General features: G+C 66.2%; 18 protein-coding genes. 7 read left to right on the top strand and 11 right to left on the bottom strand.

The annotated features are described in order from the left end of the window. Positions 1-41: 41 nt before the first annotated feature. The 8 genes from galU to cmk all read right to left on the bottom strand — a co-directional run bounded on the left by galU (position 42) and on the right by cmk (position 8,321). Positions 42-920, bottom strand: a complete 879-nt coding sequence (gene galU, locus Q5Z10_RS09795) for a UTP--glucose-1-phosphate uridylyltransferase GalU (protein ID WP_303638890.1) — start codon at positions 918-920, stop codon at positions 42-44. Then, entirely contained in the window at positions 920-2,830 is a 1,911-nt protein-coding gene (locus Q5Z10_RS09790) for a polysaccharide biosynthesis protein (protein ID WP_303638889.1), read from the bottom strand. Before Q5Z10_RS09790 ends, galU begins: the two co-directional genes overlap by 1 nt. A gap of 15 nt (positions 2,831-2,845) precedes the next feature. Further along, on the bottom strand, positions 2,846-3,823 hold the full coding sequence (locus Q5Z10_RS09785) for an MraY family glycosyltransferase (RefSeq protein ID WP_303638888.1): 978 nt from the start codon (positions 3,821-3,823) through the stop codon (positions 2,846-2,848). A 3-nt stretch (positions 3,824-3,826) separates the two neighbouring features. Beyond that, the gene (gene lapB / locus Q5Z10_RS09780; RefSeq protein WP_303638887.1) at positions 3,827-5,005 is read right to left on the bottom strand and encodes a lipopolysaccharide assembly protein LapB; all 1,179 of its coding nucleotides are present in this window, start codon (positions 5,003-5,005) and stop codon (positions 3,827-3,829) included. Between the two features lie 6 nt (positions 5,006-5,011). Continuing rightward, complete coding sequence (locus tag Q5Z10_RS09775) at positions 5,012-5,296, bottom strand: lipopolysaccharide assembly protein LapA domain-containing protein (RefSeq protein WP_303638886.1); 285 nt, start codon at positions 5,294-5,296, stop codon at positions 5,012-5,014. A 78-nt stretch (positions 5,297-5,374) separates the two neighbouring features. Then, positions 5,375-5,680, bottom strand: a complete 306-nt coding sequence (locus Q5Z10_RS09770; RefSeq protein WP_005409286.1) for an integration host factor subunit beta — start codon at positions 5,678-5,680, stop codon at positions 5,375-5,377. 85 nt (positions 5,681-5,765) lie between these two features. Continuing rightward, positions 5,766-7,445, bottom strand: a complete 1,680-nt coding sequence (rpsA, locus tag Q5Z10_RS09765; RefSeq protein WP_303638885.1) for a 30S ribosomal protein S1 — start codon at positions 7,443-7,445, stop codon at positions 5,766-5,768. A 198-nt stretch (positions 7,446-7,643) separates the two neighbouring features. Beyond that, a complete protein-coding gene (cmk, locus tag Q5Z10_RS09760; RefSeq protein WP_303638884.1) occupies positions 7,644-8,321 on the bottom strand; it encodes a (d)CMP kinase in 678 nt (225 codons plus the stop codon). Between the two features lie 197 nt (positions 8,322-8,518). Here cmk and ykgO point away from each other — a divergent pair, with 197 nt between their 5' ends. The 7 genes from ykgO to Q5Z10_RS09725 all read left to right on the top strand — a co-directional run bounded on the left by ykgO (position 8,519) and on the right by Q5Z10_RS09725 (position 13,915). Beyond that, entirely contained in the window at positions 8,519-8,644 is a 126-nt protein-coding gene (ykgO, locus tag Q5Z10_RS09755) for a type B 50S ribosomal protein L36 (RefSeq protein ID WP_005409283.1), read from the top strand. 149 nt (positions 8,645-8,793) lie between these two features. Continuing rightward, positions 8,794-9,123 (top strand): hypothetical protein, encoded by a 330-nt coding sequence (locus Q5Z10_RS09750; protein WP_303638883.1) that lies wholly within the window; start codon positions 8,794-8,796, stop codon positions 9,121-9,123. Between the two features lie 39 nt (positions 9,124-9,162). After that, positions 9,163-10,200 carry an agmatine deiminase family protein gene (locus Q5Z10_RS09745; RefSeq protein ID WP_303638882.1) on the top strand — a complete coding sequence of 346 codons (1,038 nt, stop codon included), beginning with the start codon at positions 9,163-9,165 and terminating at the stop codon, positions 10,198-10,200. Between the two features lie 162 nt (positions 10,201-10,362). Next, positions 10,363-11,250 (top strand): carbon-nitrogen hydrolase, encoded by an 888-nt coding sequence (locus Q5Z10_RS09740; RefSeq protein ID WP_303638881.1) that lies wholly within the window; start codon positions 10,363-10,365, stop codon positions 11,248-11,250. Positions 11,251-11,264: 14 nt separating this feature from the next. Continuing rightward, positions 11,265-11,795 carry a GNAT family N-acetyltransferase gene (locus Q5Z10_RS09735; protein ID WP_303638880.1) on the top strand — a complete coding sequence of 177 codons (531 nt, stop codon included), beginning with the start codon at positions 11,265-11,267 and terminating at the stop codon, positions 11,793-11,795. A gap of 4 nt (positions 11,796-11,799) precedes the next feature. Beyond that, entirely contained in the window at positions 11,800-13,020 is a 1,221-nt protein-coding gene (locus Q5Z10_RS09730) for a TraB/GumN family protein (protein WP_442758949.1), read from the top strand. Between the two features lie 49 nt (positions 13,021-13,069). Continuing rightward, positions 13,070-13,915: a phytanoyl-CoA dioxygenase family protein gene (locus tag Q5Z10_RS09725; protein ID WP_303638878.1), complete on the top strand. Its 846-nt coding sequence runs from the start codon at positions 13,070-13,072 to the stop codon at positions 13,913-13,915. An 83-nt stretch (positions 13,916-13,998) separates the two neighbouring features. On the opposite strand, the gene Q5Z10_RS09720 is transcribed toward Q5Z10_RS09725, so the two are convergent. From Q5Z10_RS09720 to Q5Z10_RS09710, 3 genes are read right to left on the bottom strand one after another with little or no spacing between them, the layout of a single operon-like run. After that, complete coding sequence (locus Q5Z10_RS09720; RefSeq protein WP_303638877.1) at positions 13,999-17,082, bottom strand: efflux RND transporter permease subunit; 3,084 nt, start codon at positions 17,080-17,082, stop codon at positions 13,999-14,001. Further along, positions 17,079-20,597 (bottom strand): efflux RND transporter permease subunit, encoded by a 3,519-nt coding sequence (locus tag Q5Z10_RS09715; protein WP_442758948.1) that lies wholly within the window; start codon positions 20,595-20,597, stop codon positions 17,079-17,081. Before Q5Z10_RS09715 ends, Q5Z10_RS09720 begins: the two co-directional genes overlap by 4 nt. Next, positions 20,594-21,745 carry an efflux RND transporter periplasmic adaptor subunit gene (locus Q5Z10_RS09710; protein ID WP_303638876.1) on the bottom strand — a complete coding sequence of 384 codons (1,152 nt, stop codon included), beginning with the start codon at positions 21,743-21,745 and terminating at the stop codon, positions 20,594-20,596. The genes Q5Z10_RS09715 and Q5Z10_RS09710 overlap by 4 nt, the downstream gene beginning before the upstream one ends. Positions 21,746-21,905: the final 160 nt, after the last annotated feature.

Raw genomic sequence — 21,905 nt, 5'->3', positions numbered from 1 at the left:
ACGTATCAATCAAGGCGCAACACGGAGCGCTTGAAAACACCTTACTCCGCCAGCATCGCCGCCAGCTTCTCGCGCGCCGGGCCAGCCAGCTTCGGATTGTCCAGCGCGAACCGGATCGTCGCCTCGACCAACCCCAGGTGCGTACCGCAGTCGAAACGCGTGCCCTCGAAGCGATAGGCATCGACCTCTTCGGTCTTCAGCAGCGCCGCGATCGCATCGGTCAGCTGGATCTCGCCACCGGCACCGGTACCGGTCGCCTCCAGCAGTTCGAAGATCTTCGGGCTCAGCACATAGCGGCCGACCACGGCCAGGTCGCTCGGCGCATCCTCCGGCTTCGGCTTCTCCACGATCTGCGAGATGCGGCCCTTGCGGCCATCGAAGGCCTCGGTGGCCACGATGCCGTAGCTGGCGGTCTTGTCGTGCGGCACATCCTCGACGGCGATGACGCTGGCGCCACTGGCTTCGTTGAGGTCGGCCATCTGCTTCAGCGCACCGTCGCCGCGGTTCCAGATCAGGTCGTCCGGCAGCAGCACCGCGAACGGCTCGTCACCGATCACGGCCTTCGCGCACAGCACCGCATGGCCCAGGCCCAGGGCTTCGGCCTGGGTCACGAAGATCGCACGCACGCCTTCGGGCAGTACGTGACGGATCAGTTCGAGCTGCTCCTGCTTGCCTGCACGCTCGAGCTTCTGCTCCAGTTCGTAGGCCTTGTCGAAATAGTCGGCGACGGCGTGCTTGTAGCGATTGGTGATGAACACCAGGGTGTCACAGCCTGCTTCGATCGCCTCGTCCACGGCGTACTGGATCAGGGGCCGATCAATGATCGGCAGCATTTCCTTCGGGACCGTCTTGGTCGCCGGCAGAAAACGCGTGCCCAGTCCCGCGACCGGGAATACCGCCTTGCGAATGCGCTTGCTCATTAGTGCCTGCTGGCCTCACGTGCCGGGAAAGGCACAACTTTAGCGGACGAAATGTAAGCGTCCTGTTCGATTGGCGAGAATTCCGGCATCGTCGCGAACAGGATTTCCTGGATGGCCGCGGTGTCGTAGCTGGCGATGGCTTCGCGCAGCCGCGGAACATTGCCCAGCACCGTTTCGCGGGCAAAGGCACGCACCCCGGCTTCGAGGATCTTCGGGTGCGCGGTACGCCGGTAGTCCTCGTCGGAATAGAACAGCGTCTCGTGCAGCTTCTCGCCAGGTCGCAGCCCGGTGTAGATGATCGGGATGTCCTTGTACGGCTGCTTGCCGGCCAGGCGGATCATCTGCTCGGCCAGCACCCGGATCGGCACCGGCTCGCCCATGTCCAGCGTGTAGATCGCGCCGTGCGATGCCGACGCGGCGGCCTGCAGGATCAGCTGGCAGGCCTCGGGAATGGTCATGAAGTAGCGGCTGACCTCCGGGTCGGTGACCGTCACCGGACCGCCCTTGAGGATCTGCTCGCGGAACAGCGGCACCACGCTGCCGGCCGAAGCCAGCACGTTGCCGAAGCGCACGGTGACGAAACGGGTGTGCGTGGACTTCTGGTCCAGGCTCTGGCAGATCATCTCCGCGTAGCGCTTGCTGGCGCCCAGGGCATTGACCGGGTCCACCGCCTTGTCGGTGGAGATGAACACGAAATGCTCGACATGCGCTTCCAGGCACGCACGCGCCACGTTCTCGGTGGCCAGGATGTTGTTGCGCACCGCTTCGCGCAGCTGCCGCTCCAGCACCGGCACGTGCTTGTAGGCGGCGGCATGGAACGCGGTATCGACCGGATGCAGCGACAGCGCATGACGCATCACCGCCGGATCGCCACAGTCACCCAGCACCGCTTCGATTTCGACATCGGGGAAGCTGCGGCGCAGTTCGCCCTCGATGGTCAGCAGCAGCAGCTCGCTGATCTCCAGCAGCACGATGCGGCCGGCGCCGTGGCGCGCGCATTGCCGGCACAGTTCCGAACCGATCGAGCCGCCGGCACCGGTCACCATCACCGTACGCCCGCCCAGCCAGCCGCGGATCAGGTTCCAGTCCGGCATGATCGGCTTGCGTCCGAGCAGGTCCTCGATGGCCACTTCCTTCAGCTGGCCCGGCAGCGACTGCCCCTGCAGGATGTCGCTGAGCTTGGGCACGGTGCGGAACGGAATGCCAGTGCTCTCGCAGATCGCCACGACCCGCTGCATGCCGACCGCATCCAGCGACGGCATGGCGATGACCAGCAGCTTGGCCGCGGTTTCCCGTGCCACCGCCGGCGCATCGTCCAGCGTGCCCAGGATCGGCAGGCTCTGCAGCTTGGCCCCGCGCAGGTGCGGTGCGTCATCCAGCAGGCCGACCGGTTCGAAATTGCCGGAACGGCGCAGATCGCGGACCAGCGTCTCGGCGGCCTGGCCGGCGCCCAGGATCAGCACCCGTCGCGCGCTCGAATCGGACTGCAGCGACTGGTAGTCCTTCCAGGCCCGGTACAGCAGGCGCGGGGCGCCCAGCAGTGCCGACAGCGCGAAGGGGTAGATCACCAGCACCGACATCGGCACGCCGTTGAAGCGCTTCCAGGCCAATACCAGCACGATCGCGATCAGGCCGATGAAACTGGCCTTGAAGATGTTCAGCAGATCGCTGACGCTGGCAAACCGCCACAGCCCGCGGTAAAGGCCGATGCGCCAGAACACCAGGCCCTGCAGCACCAGCACCAGGGTCGTGTCGACGTTCCACAGGGGCAGCGCGGGTGCGTCGGCCAGGATCGAGTAGCGCCCTGCGTGCAGCAGCTGCCAGCAGGCCCAGACCATGAACAGGTCATGGCAGACGATGGCCGTACGAGGCAACAGGCCGAGGATTCTGTCCCGCCAGGGTGAAGACATAGATCGAGTAGTTCCTTATCGGTGGCGCAATCCATTGCGCAGGAGGAGCCAAAGCAAGGTCAGCGCAATGAACCACGCGACCGCTACGGCAGCCTCCCACCTCGGCTGCAAGTTGGAGCAGACATTGAACACTGTAATACTGAACAGGCCCAAAACAAAGTACATCCCTGTCACCAGGGCGTGGCTGGCTCCTGCCTGCACGGCGCGCTGATAGACGTGCTGGGTGTGGGGCTCCATCCAGCGTTGCCCCGAAAGCATGCGCGCCAGCAGTGTGAAGCCCGCGTCCACAAGGAATGCGGACAGCGGCAACAACAGCAGCATCCAGTGGATGTCGGTCTTCAGCGCGGCGATGGCGAGCACGACGGCCACGGCATAGCCGAGCGCGCCACTGCCGACATCACCCATGAAGATGCGGGCCCGCGGGAAATTGAACGGCAGGAAACCCAGGCAGGCCAGCCCCAGCACGATCGCAGCCAGCGAATACGGCGAGGGCAGCACCAGCGCGAAGCCGAGCGCGACGATCACGGCCTGGCTGCTGGCAATGCCGTTGATCCCATCCATGAAGTTCCAGATGTTGATCAGCGAGGCGGTGAAGAACCACACCAGCAGCGTCAGCAGCCAGCTGCCGCCGTGGATCTTGACCAGCGCGGCCAGCAGGGCGGCCGCCACCATGTGCACCAGCAGGCGGCGCAGGGCCGGCAGCGGCCGGTGATCGTCCCACCAGCCGATCCCCGCCACCAGTGCCAGGCCGAGGCCCGTGACCAGCAGGCTGGGCGCGGCGACCGGCCAGACCATCGCAGCCGCCGCAAGGGCCACCAGCAGGGTCGCCACGATGGCGATGCCGCCACCGCGCGGGGTTGCCACGCTATGGCTGCGGCGCTCGCCGGGCTGGTCCATCAACTGGCGGCGGAGGGCATACCCGCGCGCCGCCCAGGTCAATGCGGCACTCAGCAGGGCCAGGCCCAACAGCGCCGCCATCACAAGCCACGGCATGGATCAGAGCACCGCGTAGTTCAGCAGCGGCTTGACCGTCCCCCACTCCTTGCAGCTGGGGCACTGCCAGTGGTGGGTGCGCGCGCCGAACCCGCAGCGGGTGCAGCGGTAGGCCGGGTTGCGCACCAGCAGCTGATCGGTGATGTGCTTGAGGTCGTGCAGTGTCGCGGTGGAATCGGCGCCCTCGGCCAGGGTCAGGTCGATCAACGCCGACTCGCCGCGCACCGACGGACGGTCCTTGAGCTGGCGCCCCAGATAGGCCCGGGCCGGCGCCACACCCTCCTGCTCTTCCATCAGATGGGTCAGGGCCAGCACCGGGGCGATGCCGCGGTAGTGCTCGGTCATTTCCGACAGGAAGGCGCGCGCGCCGCCCAGATCCCCGACCTTGCGGTAGTTCTCCATCAGCGCCGGCAGCAGTTCCGGCAGGTATTCCGGATCATTGCGCGCCGCACGCTCGAACGCGCGCACGGCCGCTTCGGCATTGCCCGCATCGGTCTCCAAGCGACCCTCGATGATGCCGGCGCGCACCGACATGGCATCGGCCTGGTAGGCACGGGCGATCGCCGCCCTCGCCTCCTCCAGCTTGCCGGCGCCGCGGAAACGCTCGGCCAGTTCACATTCGAACTGGCCGATCAGCTTGCCCATCGGCTCGCCGGTGACGTCTTCGAAACGGGTCGCGTTGTCGATCGCCTTTTCCCAGTCGCGCTCGGCCTGGTAGATGCCGATCAGGTGCTTGAGCGCCTGCGGTGCGCGCTGGTCCAGCTGCGCCAGTTCGGTGAACACCGTTTCGGCGCGGTCCAGCAGGCCGGACTTCATGTAGTCCTCGCCCAGCGCCAGCAGCGCCTGCACGCGTTGTGCATCGCTCAGGTCGTGGCGGTTGACCAGGCCCTGGTGCAGGCGGATCGCGCGGTCGACCTCACCGCGACGGCGGAACAGGTGGCCCAGCGCGACCTGGGTCTCGAAGGTTTCCTTGTCCAGCTCGGCGATGTGCAGGAACAGCTCGATCGCTTTGTCCGGCTGCTCGTTGAGCAGGTAGTTCAGGCCACGGAAATAGGTGCTGGACAGGCGGCTGACCTGGTTGTCGCCGTGACGCTGCCCGCCGCGACGTCCGATCACCCACCCGGCCACGGCAGCCAACGGGACGAACAGGAAGAACCAGAACCACTCGGTGACGAAATCCATCTTCGATCAGCGTCCATCAAAAGATTGGGGGGAAGACACCGGCGCCGCACCCGCGGCAACGGTCTTGTTGGCCCGGCGCAGCTGGCTGTAGAGCGGAATGACCACACTCACCAGCACCAGGCCGGCACCGACCACGACGCCGATCAGCAGGGCGGCAATCAGCGCCACGCCGACGGACGTATTCAATTGGGTAAACAGCAGGTTGATCGACATGTCGGTCATGTTGACCGCGCCGATGATCAGGCCAAGGATGAGAACCGCCAGCAGGACCAGCAGACGAAACATCTTCATGCGACAGCTCCAGGGGCGGGAGACCGTAGCTTATCCGACTCGCGATGGGATTCGCACGCCGTCGCGCGACGGCAGGCCTCAGGCCGGATCGGCGTCCAGCGGCAGCACGCTGCTGACCCGCTCGCGCAGTTCCTTGCCCGGCTTGAAATGAGGGACGTGCTTGCCCGGCAGGGCAACCGATTCGCCGGTCTTCGGGTTGCGACCCAGGCGCGGCGGACGGTAGTGCAGCGAGAAGCTGCCAAAGCCACGGATCTCGATGCGATCCCCGGCCGAAAGCGATCCCCCCATCATTTCCAGCAATGACTTGACCGCCAGATCGACATCATCGGCCTTCAGGTGCGCCTGCCGGCGCGCAAGGATTTCGATCAGTTCGGATTTGGTCATTACCGGCTCACATCAGGGGCATCTCAGCCTGAAACGGCCCGGGCAATGCCCGGGCCGTCCAGGAAACAACGAACAGCGGATCCGATTACTCGGACTTGTTACCGTTCAGCTGTGCACGCAGCAGCGCGCCCAGCTGGGTGGTGCCGCCCGAAGCAGACTGGTATTCCTCCAGCACTTCGCGCATTTCCGCGTCGTCCTTGGCCTTGATCGACAGCTGCAGGGTACGGCCCTTGCGGTCCATGCCCACGAACTTGGCTTCGACCTTGTCGCCGACCTTCAGGTGCTGGGTCGCGTCGTCGACACGCTCGTTGGCGATGTCGCGTGCCGAAACGTAGCCTTCGATGCCGTCGGCCAGTTCGATGATCGCGCCCTTGGCGTCGACTTCCTTCACCACGCCTTCGACCTTGGAGCCCTTCGGATTGGCCGCCATGTACTGGCCGAACGGATCCTGCTCCAGCTGCTTGACGCCCAGCGAGATGCGCTCACGCTCCGGATCGACAGCCAGGACAACGGCGTCCAGGGTGTCGCCCTTCTTGAAGTTGCGAACGATGTCTTCGCCAGTGGTCGCCCAGCTGATGTCGGACAGGTGAACCAGGCCGTCGATGCCGCCGTCCAGGCCGATGAAGATGCCGAAGTCGGTGATCGACTTGATCTGACCGGACACCTTGTCACCCTTCTTGTGGGTGGCAGCGAAGGTTTCCCACGGATTGGCGGCAACCTGCTTCATGCCCAGCGAGATGCGGCGACGCTCTTCATCGACGTCCAGCACCATCACTTCGACTTCGTCACCGACCTGCACAACCTTGGACGGGTTGACGTTCTTGTTGGTCCAGTCCATCTCGGACACGTGCACCAGGCCTTCGACGCCCGGCTCGATCTCGACGAACGCGCCGTAATCGGTGACGTTGGAGACCTTGCCGAACACGCGGCTGTTGGCCGGGTAACGGCGGGCGATGTTGTCCCACGGATCTTCGCCCAGCTGCTTCAGGCCCAGCGAAACGCGGTTGCGCTCGCGGTCGAACTTCAGCACGCGCACGTCCAGCTCGTCGCCGACGTTCACGACTTCGGACGGATGGCGCACGCGCTTCCATGCCATGTCGGTGATGTGCAGCAGGCCGTCGATGCCACCCAGGTCCACGAACGCGCCGTAGTCGGTCAGGTTCTTGACGACACCCTTCAGGATCGCACCTTCCTGCAGCTTGTCCATCAGCTGCTCGCGCTCTTCCGAGTGCTCGCTTTCGACGACAGCGCGGCGCGAAACCACGACGTTGTTACGCTTGCGGTCCAGCTTGATGAGCTTGAATTCCAGCTCCTTGCCTTCCAGGTAGGCCGGATCGCGCACCGGGCGCACATCGACCAGGGAACCCGGCAGGAACGCGCGGACATCCTTGATGTCCACGGTGAAACCACCCTTGACCTTGCCGCTGATGCGGCCGGTGATGGTTTCGTTCTTTTCCAACGCTTCTTCCAGCTCGTCCCACACCATCGCGCGCTTGGCCTTCTCGCGCGACAGGACGGTTTCGCCGAAGCCGTTCTCGATCGAGTCGAGGGCGACCTTGACGATGTCGCCTTCGGCGACGTCGATTTCGCCAGCGTCGTTACGGAACTGTTCGATCGGCACGATGCCTTCGGACTTCAGGCCAGCGTTGATCACCACGACGTCGCCGCGGACCTCAACAACGGTACCGCTGACGATGGCGCCCGGCTTCAGCTTGGCCAGGTTGGCCTGGCTGGCTTCAAACAGTTCGGCAAATGATTCGGTCATTAGATTTACTCTGTTGGACACATGGGTCGGTGGCGTCCCCTTCAGGGGAATGGCGACCGCCCGCCTGTTGGTCGACCCCGGAAACGCAGGTCGTGTGTAGTAGGAAAACCGCCACGCATCATTGCGCGACGGAGCTTGTACAGCACTGCAGTGCGCGACCACCACCGATGCTGCTGGCAGTGCTCCCGCGCGAACGGATCAGGCAGCCGGAACCGGAAGCAGATCCATCACTCTGGCAACGACATCATCAATGCCGATGCCTGTGGTGTCGATGAGGACGGCATCGTCTGCCGGCTTCAGGGGCGCCACGGTACGCTGGGCATCACGGGCGTCGCGGGCCATGATCTCGCGCAGGAGGTCATCAAAGTTAACAGAAACCCCCTTGTCTTTCAACTGCTTATGCCGGCGCTCGGCGCGCTCCTCGGCACTGGCGGTCAGAAACACCTTGTAGGGGGCGTCCGGGAAGATCACCGTGCCCATGTCACGACCGTCGGCGACCAGCCCCGGAGCCATCCTGAATGCGCGCTGGCGCTCCTTCAGGGCGGCCCGGACCTCAGGGATGGCGGCAATGGCCGAGGCCAGGGCCCCGGTGGTCTCCAGGCGCAGCTCGTCGGTGGCGTCGCTGCCATTGACCATGACCCGCATGCTCTCGCCCTGCTCCACGAACTGGACATGGGTGTCGAAGGTGCAGCGCACCAGCGCCGAGGCATCGGAGGTGTCGATGTCGGCCCAGCTGGCGGCCACGCCGACGGCGCGGTACAGGGCGCCTGAATCCAGGTAGTGCCAGCCCAACCGGCGCGCCACGATGCGGCTGATGGTACCCTTGCCAGCCCCGGACGGGCCATCGATGGTCAGGACGGGAACGAGTGGATTCATGGGGGTCCTTGCGCGTGTGAAGGGGCCATTCTAGCCCCTGCCGGAGACCCCGCGACGGGGCTTTTGTGCAACCACTTGAAACCATGAGGAAAAGCCCGGTAGAATGGCGGGCTTGAACGAGCGTCAACTGCCGATTGTCTTTCGCATATCGCGGCCACGCTCCACCCGAACAACTACTGTTTACGCCGAGGTATGCCATGAAAGTCCTGTCCTCCCTGAAGTCGGCGAAGGCCCGTCACCGTGACTGCAAGGTCGTGCGTCGTCGTGGCAAGATCTTCGTCATCTGCAAGTCGAACCCGCGTTTCAAGGCGCGTCAGCGCTGAGCCGAACGGCCTTCGCGGCCCCGGCTGGCCCCACGCGGGGCCGACCCGATGCAAAAAGCCGCCTTCGGGCGGTTTTTTGTTTATGCGGCTTTTTTTTTCCGCCGTTTTTGCTGTAATCGCCGTTCTTGACCACTGGGGAGTAGATCGAGATGAAGCGTTACCTGTCCACCCTGGCCGTACTGGCCACCCTGGCCGCCGCTACGCCGGCGCTGGCCGACACCCTGCTTGTCGACCGTGCCCGCGAGAAGCCGGCCGGTGCCCTGCCCGTGCGCGGCCAGAGCATGCAGCAGGTGCAGGCGCAGTTCGGCGCGCCGAGCGAGCAGCTGCAGCCGCGTGGCGGGCAGAAGCGGCAATGGCCGACCATCAACCGCTGGGTCTATCCGCAGTTCACCGTCTACTTCGAGAAGCAGAAGGTGATCGACGTGGTGGCCAACCAGGCGGACCCGAACGAAATCGGCCCGAAGCCGCCGATCCGTTGATCCCTTTACCCGCCCTGGGCGGGCCTGTGTAGCGAGACCATGAACCAGACCCTTCGTTTTCCTGCCGAGTGGGAAGCCCAGAGCGGCGTCCTGATTGCCTGGCCCACCGCCGACACCGACTGGGCTGACCGCCTGGGCCAGGTGGAAGAGACCTACATCGCGCTGGTCGCGGCCATCACCCGCTTCCAGCCGGTGCTGATCTGCGTGTCCGACGATGACGTGGAGACCTACGCCGAGATGCGGCTGCGCTCCAACCGCATCGACATGGACAAGGTCCACTTCACCACCGCCGCCTACGATGACACCTGGCTGCGCGACTCGGGCCCGATCACCCTGCGCCGCGCCGATGGCGGCTTCCAGCTGCTGGATTTCCGCTTCACCGGCTGGGGCGGCAAGTTCGAGGCCAGCCGGGATGACCAGCTGGTGGGCGTGCTGGACCAGGCCGGCGTATTCAACGACGCGCCGGTGCGCAGCATTCCGTTCGCACTGGAAGGCGGCGGCATCGAGACCGATGGTGAAGGCACCCTGCTGACCACCTGGAAGTGCCTGCACGAACGCCACCCGGACCGCGACCGCGCCAGCCTCAGCGCCGACCTGGCCGACTGGCTGCAGCAGGACCGCGTGCTGTGGCTGGACCATGGCTACCTCGAGGGCGACGACACCGACGCCCACATCGATACCCTCGCCCGCTTCGCCCCGGCCGACAGCATCGTCTACCAGGCCTGCGACGACGAGAGCGACTCGCATCATGCCGAGCTGCAGGCGATGGGCAACGAACTGGCCGCGCTGCGCACCAGGGATGGCCAGCCGTACCGCCTGTTCCCGCTGCCGTGGGCGCGGCCGGTGATCGATGAGGGCCGCCGCCTGGCCGCGTCGTACGCCAACTACCTGATCATCAACGGTGCGGTGCTGATTCCGGCCTATGGCGACCCTGCCGATGACCTGGCCCGCGACGTGCTGGCGCAGGCGTACCCGGGCCGCGAGATCGTGCAGGTGCCCTGCCGCTCGCTGATCTGGCAGAACGGCAGCCTGCACTGCATCACCATGCAGCTGCCCGAAGGGCTGTTGAAGGCGTAAATCGCGCGGTAGCGCCGGGCCATGCCCGGCGAGCGCAGCGGCATCTGGAAAATCGCCGGGCATGGCCCGGCGCTACCGGCTGCATGCACCATTCAGCGCGCGACACGCCGTCGCCGCCCATCCGCGCTAACATGCGGGTTTTCCCCCGCAGGAACGCCCCGCATGAACTCGCGCAGCCCCCTTACCGTCGCCCTGGTCCAGGAGCGCAACCACGGTGACGCCGCCGCCAACCTGGCGGTGATCGAAGCACGCGTGGCCGAGGCGGCTGCGCAGGGCGCGAAACTGGTGCTGCTGCAGGAACTGCACAACGGGCCGTACTTCTGCCAGCACGAGTCGGTCGATGAGTTCGACCTGGCCGAACCGATCCCGGGCCCGAGCACCGAGCGCCTGGGCGCGCTGGCCAGGAAGCATGGCGTGGTGCTGGTCGGCTCGTTGTTCGAGCGCCGCGCCGCCGGCCTGTACCACAACACCGCCGTGGTGTTCGAGAAGGACGGTACCCTGCTGGGCAAGTACCGCAAGATGCACATCCCGGACGATCCGGGCTTCTACGAGAAGTTCTACTTCACCCCGGGCGACATCGGCTTCACACCGATCGACACCTCGGTCGGCCGCCTCGGCGTGCTGGTGTGCTGGGACCAGTGGTATCCGGAAGCGGCGCGCCTGATGGCGCTGGCCGGCGCCGAACTGCTGCTGTACCCCACCGCGATCGGCTGGGATCCGGACGACGTGCAGGACGAGAAGACCCGCCAGCGCGACGCCTGGGTGCTGAGCCACCGCGGCCATGCCGTGGCCAATGGCGTGCCGGTGCTGAGCTGCAACCGTGTCGGCCACGAAGCCTCGCCGCTGGGTGCCTCGGGCATCCAGTTCTGGGGCAACAGCCACGTGCTCGGCCCGCAGGGTGAATTCCTGGCCGAAGCCGGCACCGATGCCACCGTGCTGCTGTGCGAGGTCGACCTGCAGCGCAGCGAGCATGTTCGCCGCATCTGGCCGTTCCTGCGTGATCGTCGCATCGATGCGTACGGCGACCTGCTCAAGCGCTACATCGACTGACCGGGAACCTGTCCATGGGCGTACTCATCCGTGATGCCGGACCGGCCGACATCGCCGCGATCACCGCGATCTACGCGGTGGAAGTGACCGATTTCGTCAACACCTACGAGTACGACATCCCGGACGCGACCGAGATGCTGCGCCGCATGCGCGACATCATCGACCGGGGGTTCCCGTATCTGGTGGCCGAGGTGGACGGCCAGGTGGCCGGCTATGCGTATGCCAACACCTACCGTACCCGCGTGGCCTACCAGTGGACCGTGGAGAACTCGGTCTACGTCGATGCCGCCTTCCAGGGCAAGGGTGTGGGCACCGGCCTGCTGCAGGCGTTGATCGACGCCTGTACCGCACGCGGCTACCGGCAGATGGTGGCGGTGATCGGCGAGCCGACCAATACCGCCTCGATCAGGCTGCACGAACGCTTCGGCTTCGCGCTGGTCGGCGTGTTCCGCGGCCTCGGCCGCAAGCACGGCCGCTGGCTGGATACGGTGCAGATGCAGCGCGCGCTCGGCGATGGTGCCGATACCGCCCCTTCCAATGAATGATTCCATGACCGAAACCCTTCCCGAAACCGGCGACGACCTGTTCGCCGGCCAGCCGGTGCGCGTCGTCGAACGCGATGGCGTGCGCTACACCCTGCTGGGCACCGCCCACGTCTCACATGCCAGCGTCGAGGCCGTTGAAAAGGCCATCGACAGCGGCCGCTTCGATGCCGTCGCCGTCGAGCTGGACCCGCAGCGCCTGCAGGCACTGAGCGACCCAGACACGCTGGCCAAACTGGATCTGGTGGAAGTGATCCGCAAGGGCCGTGTGGCGCTGTTCGCCGCCAACCTGGCCCTGTCGGCCTACCAGCGCCGGCTGGCCGAACAGCTGGGCATCGAGCCGGGTGCCGAGCTGAAGCGCGCGGTGGACCTGGCGCGCGAGCGCAGCCTGCCGGTGCACCTGATCGACCGCGAAGTCGGCCTGACCTTCCGCCGTGCGTCGCAGCGGCTGGGCTTCTTCGGCAAGCTGAAGCTGGTGGCGGGCCTGGGCGCCGGCCTGTTCTCGTCCGAAGACGTGGGCGAGGACGAGATCGAGAAACTGAAACAGGGCGACATGCTCGAATCGAGCTTCGGCGAGTTCGCCAGCGAGAGCCCGGCGCTGTACGAAACCATCATCGGCGAGCGCGACCGCTACATGGCCACGCGCCTGCGCGAAGCGCATGACCCCCGGCAGCGCGACGTGCTGGCCGTGGTCGGTGCCGGCCATCTGGCAGGCCTGGCGCGCTATCTGGAAACCGATACCGAGGCCCCTGCCCCGCTGCGTGAGCAGCTGGAGGCGGTGCCGAAGAAGCGCAACATCCCCTGGTTCACGCTGGGCATCCTGGCCATCGTGATCACCGGCATCGCCGTTGGCTTCTATCGTGGCGGGCTGGGCGTGGGCACCGAACTGCTGGCAACCTGGGCGATGTACACCGGCGGTCTCGCCGGGCTGGGCTGCCTGCTGGCCGGCAGCCATCCGCTGAGCATCCTTACCGCCATCGCGGTGGCGCCGTTCAAGCCGTTCCGCCTGAGCATTCCGACCGGCGCGTTCTCGGCGCTGGTGGAAGCCCGCCTGCGCAAGCCCGCGTACGAGGATTTCCTGAAGCTGCGCGACGATGCGCAGAGCCTGAAGGGCTGGTATCGCAACCGCGTCACCCGGGTGGTGCTGACCTTCATGCTGACCAACCTCGGCAGCATGCTGGGCCTGTGGCTGACCGCCGGCAAGGTGTGGGGCAAGGTGGCGGGCTGACGTCCCGCCATGCATGGCTATACTCGTCGTTTAGGGAAGGAACACTCCAATGGATGCATACAATGCGCTGATGCGCGATGGTTTCGTGGTGGTGCGCCAGGCTATCGCACCCGCACTGGTCCAGGACATCAACGAGCGCATCGCGCGCTTCAAGCAGCGCAATCCAAAGGCGGTGTCGCGCAACCTGGATGATCACAAGCGCATGTATCGGGTCGTCAACCTGCATCTGGCGGTGGATGCGATGACCCGCCTGCTCACCGACAATCCGGCCATAGACGTCTGCGATCGCTTCCTCGGCGAACCCACCACGCTCTACACCAGCCTCTACTACGAGCGCGGATCGGAACAGTCGTTGCACCGCGATACGCCGGTGTTCTGCACGTCCCCGGGCGAGCGCTACATGGGCGTGTGGACCGCGCTGGATGCGGTGGATGACAGCAATGGTCCACTGCGCGTGGTCCCGGGGAGCCACTTGCTGCCCCCCATCGATGTACAGTCGCTGCGGCGCAAGGTCTTCGGCGACGGCCCGGTCAGCGCCATGTCGCCGGAAGGCTGGACAGCCTATCAGGATGAGGTGGCGCGTCAGTGCGAAGACGCTGGCCTGCAACCGCAGGCGGTGCACGTACAGCCGGGCGACGTGATCGTCTGGCATCCGCAGCTGTTCCACGGTGGCGCCCCGCATCCCTCTTCCGGAACTCGTCGCAGCGTGGTCATGCATGTGACTCCGAAGTCGATGCCCGTGGGCCACATGGATGTCTTCTATGGGCAGACCCCTCCGCTGGCCAAGGCGCCCTGGCGCTATTACAGGCGCGGCCAACGTGAGATCGCTCGGTTCGGACAGGTGGATTTCGGCCACGAGTACACGCGCCGGACCTGGTTCCTGCGCAAGGCCTGATCCACCCGAAGGCAAGAAAAAGGGGGGAGACCGCCCCACTACGACCGGTCTCCCCCCACACCACACCCCGTTTGCGCCCAGCGCTAGGCCCGGGTGACGCTGCCTTCGGCCACATCACGCCCGCGCGCGCGCTGGATCAGCCGCGTCACGGCACTGCGAAGGTCATCCAGCACGGCATAGATGGTCGGCAGGAACAGCAGGCTGACCACCGTCGAGAACGCCAGGCCACCGGCAATGGCGCGCGCCATCGGCGCGTATTCGGGGCCGTTGCCGAACATCTGCGTACTGGTCAGCGAGATCGGCACCATCGCCAGGATCGCCGTGCCCATGGTCATCATGATCGGGCGCAGGCGTTCGCGTGAGCCTTCCACCAGCGCCTGGGTACGGCCCATGCCGCTGCGGCGCAGGTTGTTGATGTGCTCGATCATCACGATGCCGTTGTTCACCACCACGCCCATCAGCACCAGGATGCCGATGAAGGACATGATCCCGAACGACGTACCGGTGATCCAGAACAGCCAGAACACGCCGAAGATCGAGAACAGCACGCCGCTCATGATCGCCGCCGGGAACAGCAGCGACTCGAACACCGCCGCCATCACCACGTAGATCATCACCAGCGCGATCAGCAGGTTGAACACCATCTGCTGCATCGCATCGTCGTCGTTGCCGAAGTCGCCACCGTCGAAGGTGAAGCCGTAGCCGGCCGGGAAGTTCATCGGCTTGAGCACCGATTCGATCGCCTTGCGCCCGTCCGGCGTGGTGATCTTCTCGGCCAGGTTGGCCTTGATGGTCAGGGTGGTCTGCCGGTTGGTGCGACCGATCTGCGTTGCCGATGAACCGACATCCACGCTGACCAGGCTCAGCAGCGGCACGCTGCGGCCATCTCCGGTGCGCACGCTGAAGCCCGCCAGGTCCTCCGGGCTGCTCTGCTCGGCCCCGGCGAAGCGCAACCACACCGGCACCTCGTTGTCGCCACGGCGGAATTCGCGCATCGGCGCGCCACGCAGGGCCAGGCCGACGAAGCTGGCGACCTGCTCGGCATTGAAGCCGAAGGCAGCGGCGCGCTCGCGATCCACATGTACCTTGAGCTCGCCGCCCTTCTCGCCGTTGTCGATGCGCACGTCGCGCAGCTCCGGGCGCTGCGCCAGCAGCGGCACGACTTCTTCACCGATCTCCTGCAGCATCGTGCTGGAATCGCCGACCAGCTGCACCTGCACGCCCTGGTTGCTGCCACCGCCGTCGCCGCCCTGGTTGCCGACGAAATAGTCGGTACGGGCCGATTTCGGCAGGCCCTTGCGCAGCTCTTCCTGCAGCGCCTTGATGTCCTTGGCGTATTTCTCATCCAGCGTGACCACGGTGGAACTGCCTTCCTGTTCGCTGTACCAGGAATAGACCTGCTGCACGTGCAGGCGCTCGCGGTTCTGCTCGATCCATGCTTCCACGCGTGCCACTTCCTCGGACATCTGCCGGTAGGTGTAGGCCCCCTTCCACATGTAGCCGATGAAGATGTCCTTGCCACCGTCGCCGCCGAACATGTCGACCTTGGTCAGCTTCATCGGCACCAGGCTGACCAGCACCACCAGCAGGATGCCCAGCAGGCTCCAGCCGCGATGGTGCAGCGACCAGTCCAGCAGCGTGGCGTAACGGCGCTGCAGCCGCGCGATCACGCCGGTCTGCGAGTGCACCAGCTTGGGCGTGGCCATGCGCGCGGACAGCATCGGGATCAGGCTGACCGCCACCAGCCACGAGGCCAGCAGCGAGACCGAGATGGTGATCGCGATCTGCGCCATGAAGATGCTGATGTTGTTGGTCTCGCCGAACAGGTTCGGCACGAACACGATGCAGTGGCACAGGGTGCCGGCGCTGAGCGCGATGGCCACGTTGCGGGTGCCGATGATCGAGGCCAGCCGCGGCTGGTCCGGCATCCGTTCGCGCTCCTGGTAGATGCTCTCCACCACCACCACCGCGTTGTCCACCAGCATGCCCACCGCCAGCAGCAGGCCCATCATGGTCAGGATGTTCAGCGTCACCCCGGCGAAGTACATGAAGCCCAGGGTGATGGTGAAGCAGATCGGGATGGCCAGGGTCACCATCAGCGTGGAGGGCCAATGGCGCAGGAAGAAGAACAGCACGGTCACCGACAGGATCAGGCCGACCGCACCGGCCTCGGCCAGTTCCAGCAGCGAGGACGTCACCGCCTTGCCCTGGTTGTCGATCACCTTGATCTGCACGTCACGCATCGATGCCTGGGCCCGGATCGCCTCGACCTCGGCCAGCGCTCCACGCGAGACATCCACCAGGTTGGCACTGCGCTCCTTGAAGATGTCCAGGCCGACGGCCGGGTTGCCGTCCAGGCGACGCCCGTAGTTCATCCGCGCCGGCTTCAGGCGCACGTCGGCGATGTCGCCCAGGCGCAGGCCCTTGGCATTGATCACCAGATCGCGCATCTCCTGCAGGTCGGAGATTTCCCCGACCGGCTGCACGCGCACGCGCTGGCCGTTGTCGTCGATCTGCCCGGCCGAAATCGAGAAGTTCAAGGTGCGCAGGCGCTCGCTCAGTTCATTGATGCTGAGTCCATGCGCGTTGAGCCGGTTCGGATCGATTGCGATCTCCACTTCGTTCGGCGGCGCGCCGGTGATCTGCACGCGGGCCACGCCCGGAATGCGTTCGATGCGCCGCTTGAACTCGCGGTCGAGCATGTCGTAGGCGGTGGTCAGGTCGGTGGTGCTGGCCAGGCGCACCTTCAGCACCGGCTGGTCGCTGCTGGACCACTTGAACACGTTGTAGCGCTGCAGGTCGTCGGGCAGGTCACTGCGGATCGCATCGATGCGCTCGCGGGCATCGGAGGCGGCAATGGCGATATCCCGGTCCCAGTCGCTGAACTCGATGAAGATCGACGCCGCCTCGGAGGTGGCCGACGAACGCATGCGCTTGATCCCGGTCATCGTCGCCAGCGATTCCTCCACGGGGCGGATGAGGGTGCGCTCCACTTCCTCCGGCGTCGAGCCGGTATACGGGATCTCCACGAACAGGAACGGCGCGGAGATGTCCGGCAGCGCCTCCAGCGGCAGGCGGAACGACGCGATCAGGCCCACCACCACCAGTGACACGAAACACATGATGGTGGTGACCGGCCGCCGGATCGAGAATTCGGCAACACTCATGCCGGTTCCTCCGCACCGGCGGCACTGCCGGTGCGCGGCTCGCCCTCACCGGCGTGCTTGCGGCCGCGTTCGCGGTAATAGGCATCGCCGCGGCGATCCATCAGGTCATACACCACCGGGATCACCAGCAGGGTCAACAGGGTCGACACCAGCAGGCCGCCGATCACGGTGATCGCCATCGGTGCGCGCACCTCGGCACCCTCGCCCATCGCCACCGCCAGCGGCAGGAAACCGAACAGCGTGCACAGCGTGGTCATGATGATCGGCCGCAGGCGCGAGCGCGCGCCCTCTACCAGCGCCTCATGCTTGGCCACGCCGGCTTCGCGCAGCTGGTTGACCTTGTCGATCAGGATGATCGCGTTCTTGGTGACCAGGCCCACCAGCAGGATCAGGCCGATGAACACCACCACCGAAATGGGCTTGCCGGTCAGCATCAGTGCCAGGATCGCGCCAACCAGCGCCAGCGGGATGGTGAACAGGATCACGAACGGGTGCAGCAGCGACTCGAACTGCGAAGCCATCACCAGATAGACCAGGAAGATCGCCAGGCCGAAGGCGAAGATCAGCGACGTCGCGGCCTGCGCCAGCTCCTCGCCCTGGCCGCCGATGTGCAGGCCCACGCCGGCGCCCAGCGGCTGTTCGGACACCATCTGCTGCACCTCGCGCATGGCCGCGCCCAGATCGATGTCGCGCAGGTTGGCCGAGACCACCGCCACCCGGGTCTGGTCGGCACGGTGGATCTCGCTCGGGCCCGTTGTCGCCACCACGTCGGCAACTGCGTCCAGGGTGACCGGACGGGTGCTGCCCGGATTGACGATCAGCCGTCGGATGTTTTCCACGCTGGCGCGGTCGCCTTCCTGGGCGCGCACCAGCACGTCGATCTTGCGGTCGCGGAAGCTGTAGCGGGTGGCGACATCGCCACGCACCTTCTTCACCACCACATCGGCGATCTGGCGGGTGGTCAGGCCCAGCGCGCCGGCGCGTTCCTGGTCGAAGCGGATCTGGATTTCCGGGAAGCCTTCTTCGACCGTCGACTTCACATCGGCGTAGTGCGCATTGCCGCGCAGCAGCGCCGCCAGACGCTGGCCGGCCACTTCCAGGGTCGCCATGTCCTGCCCGCGCAGTTCGATCTCCAGCGGCGTGGAGAAGCTGAACAATGCCGGCCGTGCGAAGTCCACCTGCGCGCCGGGATGCTGGCCCATGGTGTCGCGCAGGCGCTCGGTGATCTCCGCCTCGGTCTGCGGGCTGCCGCCGCCTTCCATCACCACGGTCAGTTTGCCGATGTTCTCGCCGCTCTCGGTCGGGCTGGCATCCAGCCGCGTACCACTGCCACTGACCCCGTACAGCGAGGCCACGCCTTCGCCGTTGCCATGGGCCAGCTGCAGCTCGCGCACCAGCGCATCGGTCTGCTTCAGCGGGGTGCCGGCCGGCAGCTTCACCGTCATCTCGAAACGGTCCTGCGCCAGCTGCGGGATCAGGTCGGCACCGAGCATCGGCACCATCGCCATGGTGGCCGCGAAGGCCAGCGCGGCCAGGCCCAGCACCTTGCCCGGATGGGCCAGTGCGCTGGGCAGCAGCCGCAGGTAGCCGCGCTCGGCACCTGCATAGGGCTTCATCGCGATGTCGCTGGCCTTGCGCATCACCGGGCCGACCACGGCCACCACACCGCGCCATACGCGCACCACCAGCCAGGCCAGGGCAAAGAAGCTCCAGCGCGCGGTGGCGACGACGCCACGGCGGCCCAGCGCGACCGGCTTCTGCCAGCGGCTCTGCGGCTGCCACGGTCCGGCGGCGGCTTCTTCCGGGAAGGCCAGCGGCGGCCGTCCCTTCAGCGAGCTCAGCATCGGAATCAGGGTCATCGACACCAGCAGCGAGATCGCGATGGCGATCGCCACGGTCAGGGCCTGGTCGCGGAACAACTGCCCGGCGATGCCGTCGACGAACACCAGCGGCAGGAATACGGCGATGGTGGTCAGGGTCGAGGCGACCACCGCCATGCTCACTTCCCGGGTCCCGGCGATGGCCGCCTGCAGGATGCCCAGGCCGCGCTCACGCGCCTTGGCGATGCTTTCCAGCACCACGATCGAATCGTCCACCACCAGGCCGGTGGCGAGCGCCAGGCCGCCCAGCGACATCACGTTCAGACTGAGGCCGAGCTGCCCCATGAAGAAGAACGTGGCGATGATCGAGACCGGCAGCGACAGGCTGATCACGAACGTGCTCCAGCCATCGCGCAGGAACAGGAAGATGATCAGGATCGCCAGCAGACCGCCGATCACCGCGTCCTTCTTGACGTCAGCGATGGCGTGCTCGATGAAGCGTGACTGGTCTTCGATGGTGGTCAGTTCGGCATCGGCCGGGAAGGTCGCCTTGATCTGCTCCAGGCGCTTGCGCAGCGCATCGGCGGTGGCAACGGTGTTGGCATCGCCTTCCTTGTAGATCGCCAGTTCGACCGATTCCCTGCCGCCCAGGCGGATCACCGCTTCGCGTTCCTTGTAGCCCTGGCGCACGCTGGCCACGTCCTTCAACCGCACCGGCACGCCATTGGCGACCACGCTGGAGCCACCGCTTGCCGATGCGCTCTGTGCGGCCGACGCCGCAGCAACCGCCGCTGCCGAACCGGTCGAGGCAGCGATGTTGAACATCTGCTGCAGCGCCGAGTCGGCCGCGCTGCCATTGGCGGACTGGGTGGTGACCAGCAGGTTGCGGATCTCTTCCAGATCGGCGAACTGGTTGACGGTGCGCACCAGGAAGCGCTGCGAGCCCTCCTCCAGGCGCCCACCGGAAATGTTGATGTTCTCTTCCTTCAACCGCTTGATGACCGTGTCGATCGGCAGGTTGAGCTGGGCCAGCTTCTGCTGGTCGATGTCGACCTGGATTTCGTCTTCCAGACCACCGCCGACCTTGACCGCCGCAACGCCGGTGACCGGCTCCAACTTTTTCTTCAGGTCTTCGTCGGCATAGCGGCGCAGGCCGGTCAGTTCGCGGATTGCTTCCTCGTCGGTGGCCGGCGCCGCCTTGGTCGACAGCACCAGCCGCATGATCGGCTCGGTGGACGGATTGAAGCGCAGCAGCACCGGGGCCTTGGCTTCCAGGGGCAGGTTCAGGGCCTCCATCTTGTCGCGCACTTCCAGGCTGGCCTGGTCCATGTTGGTGCCCCACGCGAACTCGAGCACGACGTCGCTCTGCCCGGTGCGCGACACCGACTTCAGCTTGCGCAGGTTCTTGACCACGCCCACGGCCTCTTCGACCGGCTGGGTGATCAGGGTTTCGATTTCGGTGGGTGCCGCACCGGTGTACTCGGTGCGCACGGTCAGCGTCGGGTAGCTCAGGTCCGGCAGCAGATTGACCTTGAGATTGCCCAGTGCGATCACGCCGAACAGCAGCAGGGTGACCGTGCACATGGCGATGGTCACGCGGCGGCGGGTCGCGAACTCCACCAGGCCCCCGCGCATGCCGGCTGCGGCGCCGTCGCTCGCCGGCGAGGCACCGTGGTCGTGGCCCGGGGCGGTCATTGCTTGCTCCCGGCCTTGTCTGCCGGCTTGGCGGCCGCTGCGACCGTCTTCGCCTTGGCCTTCGGATCGGCGATCACCTGCACCGCAGTGCCATCACGCAGCGCGACCTTGCCGGCGGTGACGATCTGATCGCCGGCCGCCAGGCCCTCGCGGATTTCCACCCACGGTCCCTCGGCGTAGCCGAGCTTGACCGGCACGCGCGCCACCTTGCCTTCGCGCACGCGGAACACGGCCGGCTCGCCGTCGTCCAGCAGCGCCAGGCGTGGCACCACCAGCGCGTCGGCGCGCTGGTCGTAATCGATGCGGATGCGCCCGAACATGCCCGGCTGCAGCGCCTGCGCGGCGCCGTCGAAGGCACTGACGACACGGAACGTGCCGCTGCCCGAATCCACCACCGGTGCGATGCGGTCGACGGTGCCGGTGAAGCTCTGGCCCGGCAGCGCATCAGCCGACAGGGTCACCGGCTGGCCCGCCCGCAGCGTGGCCAGCTCGCGTTCGGGCACGTTGAGCGTGGCCTCCAGGCGCGAGTTGTCGACGATGCGGAAGATCGGCGTGTTGATCTGCACGAAATTGCCGGTCTTGATCGACCGCGAGGCGATCACCCCGGAGATCGGTGCGACCACCGTGGTGTAGGACAGCTCCAGCGTCGCCAGGCGGTACTGTGCGCGCATGTTCTCCAGGTCGTAACGCAGCTGGTCGACATCGGCGGCGCTGACCATCTGCTGGCCCACCAGCTTCTGCGCACGCTGGTAGTTGTTCTCCAGCTTGCGCATCTGCGCTTCGCTCTGTGCCACCGCCAGACGCGCGCGGTCCGGGTCCAGCCGCACCAGCGGCTGCCCGGCACTGACCCGCTGGCCCTCTTCGACCAGCACCGCCAGCGCCACGCCCGAGGTCTTGGCCACCACCTGCGATTCGGCACGCGGTTCCAGCGCGGCGGTGCCGGTGTAGCTGGCCGCCACCGCGCGATGGGTGGCCACCGCCACTTCCACCGGTACGGCGTCGACCTTCTTCTCGTCCTTGGTCTCGGCGGCCTTGGCCTCGTTGTTGGGGCCGGCGGCGCAGCCGCTCAGCAGCACGGACGTGGAGAGCAGCAACGCGGCAGCGCAGAGTCCGCTGCGACGGCCGGGCAGGAAGGTATGGTGCGACATCGTCAGATCCCTGGAGGATGCGTGGGCAGGTGTGGTAGCAAAGTAATGCACCACTTCACGGCAACACCATATCCCAAAGGTCATGGTGTCTTCACGCCGCCGGTCGGACCACCCCCATTTCAGCTAGATGAAACCTGGGGCTATACTCGGGTCGTTCCGT

The sequence above is a fragment of the Stenotrophomonas sp. 704A1 genome (assembly GCF_030549525.1).
In the GTDB taxonomy this organism is placed as follows: domain Bacteria; phylum Pseudomonadota; class Gammaproteobacteria; order Xanthomonadales; family Xanthomonadaceae; genus Stenotrophomonas; species Stenotrophomonas tuberculopleuritidis.
Note: the sequence above shows the minus strand (reverse complement) of the source record. Positions and strands in the feature narration are given on the sequence as shown.

What these genes read in the sequence shown, in the direction of transcription:
- galU (WP_303638890.1), bottom strand. Translation starts at nt 920, where the DNA reads ATGAGCAAGCGCATTCGCAAGGCGGTATTCCCGGTCGCGGGACTGGGC.
- Q5Z10_RS09790 (WP_303638889.1), bottom strand. Translation starts at nt 2,830, where the DNA reads ATGTCTTCACCCTGGCGGGACAGAATCCTCGGCCTGTTGCCTCGTACG.
- Q5Z10_RS09785 (WP_303638888.1), bottom strand. Translation starts at nt 3,823, where the DNA reads ATGCCGTGGCTTGTGATGGCGGCGCTGTTGGGCCTGGCCCTGCTGAGT.
- lapB (WP_303638887.1), bottom strand. Translation starts at nt 5,005, where the DNA reads ATGGATTTCGTCACCGAGTGGTTCTGGTTCTTCCTGTTCGTCCCGTTG.
- Q5Z10_RS09775 (WP_303638886.1), bottom strand. Translation starts at nt 5,296, where the DNA reads ATGAAGATGTTTCGTCTGCTGGTCCTGCTGGCGGTTCTCATCCTTGGC.
- Q5Z10_RS09770 (WP_005409286.1), bottom strand. Translation starts at nt 5,680, where the DNA reads ATGACCAAATCCGAACTGATCGAAATCCTTGCGCGCCGGCAGGCGCAC.
- rpsA (WP_303638885.1), bottom strand. Translation starts at nt 7,445, where the DNA reads ATGACCGAATCATTTGCCGAACTGTTTGAAGCCAGCCAGGCCAACCTG.
- cmk (WP_303638884.1), bottom strand. Translation starts at nt 8,321, where the DNA reads ATGAATCCACTCGTTCCCGTCCTGACCATCGATGGCCCGTCCGGGGCT.
- ykgO (WP_005409283.1), top strand. Translation starts at nt 8,519, where the DNA reads ATGAAAGTCCTGTCCTCCCTGAAGTCGGCGAAGGCCCGTCACCGTGAC.
- Q5Z10_RS09750 (WP_303638883.1), top strand. Translation starts at nt 8,794, where the DNA reads ATGAAGCGTTACCTGTCCACCCTGGCCGTACTGGCCACCCTGGCCGCC.
- Q5Z10_RS09745 (WP_303638882.1), top strand. Translation starts at nt 9,163, where the DNA reads ATGAACCAGACCCTTCGTTTTCCTGCCGAGTGGGAAGCCCAGAGCGGC.
- Q5Z10_RS09740 (WP_303638881.1), top strand. Translation starts at nt 10,363, where the DNA reads ATGAACTCGCGCAGCCCCCTTACCGTCGCCCTGGTCCAGGAGCGCAAC.
- Q5Z10_RS09735 (WP_303638880.1), top strand. Translation starts at nt 11,265, where the DNA reads ATGGGCGTACTCATCCGTGATGCCGGACCGGCCGACATCGCCGCGATC.
- Q5Z10_RS09730 (WP_442758949.1), top strand. Translation starts at nt 11,800, where the DNA reads ATGACCGAAACCCTTCCCGAAACCGGCGACGACCTGTTCGCCGGCCAG.
- Q5Z10_RS09725 (WP_303638878.1), top strand. Translation starts at nt 13,070, where the DNA reads ATGGATGCATACAATGCGCTGATGCGCGATGGTTTCGTGGTGGTGCGC.
- Q5Z10_RS09720 (WP_303638877.1), bottom strand. Translation starts at nt 17,082, where the DNA reads ATGAGTGTTGCCGAATTCTCGATCCGGCGGCCGGTCACCACCATCATG.
- Q5Z10_RS09715 (WP_442758948.1), bottom strand. Translation starts at nt 20,597, where the DNA reads ATGACCGCCCCGGGCCACGACCACGGTGCCTCGCCGGCGAGCGACGGC.
- Q5Z10_RS09710 (WP_303638876.1), bottom strand. Translation starts at nt 21,745, where the DNA reads ATGTCGCACCATACCTTCCTGCCCGGCCGTCGCAGCGGACTCTGCGCT.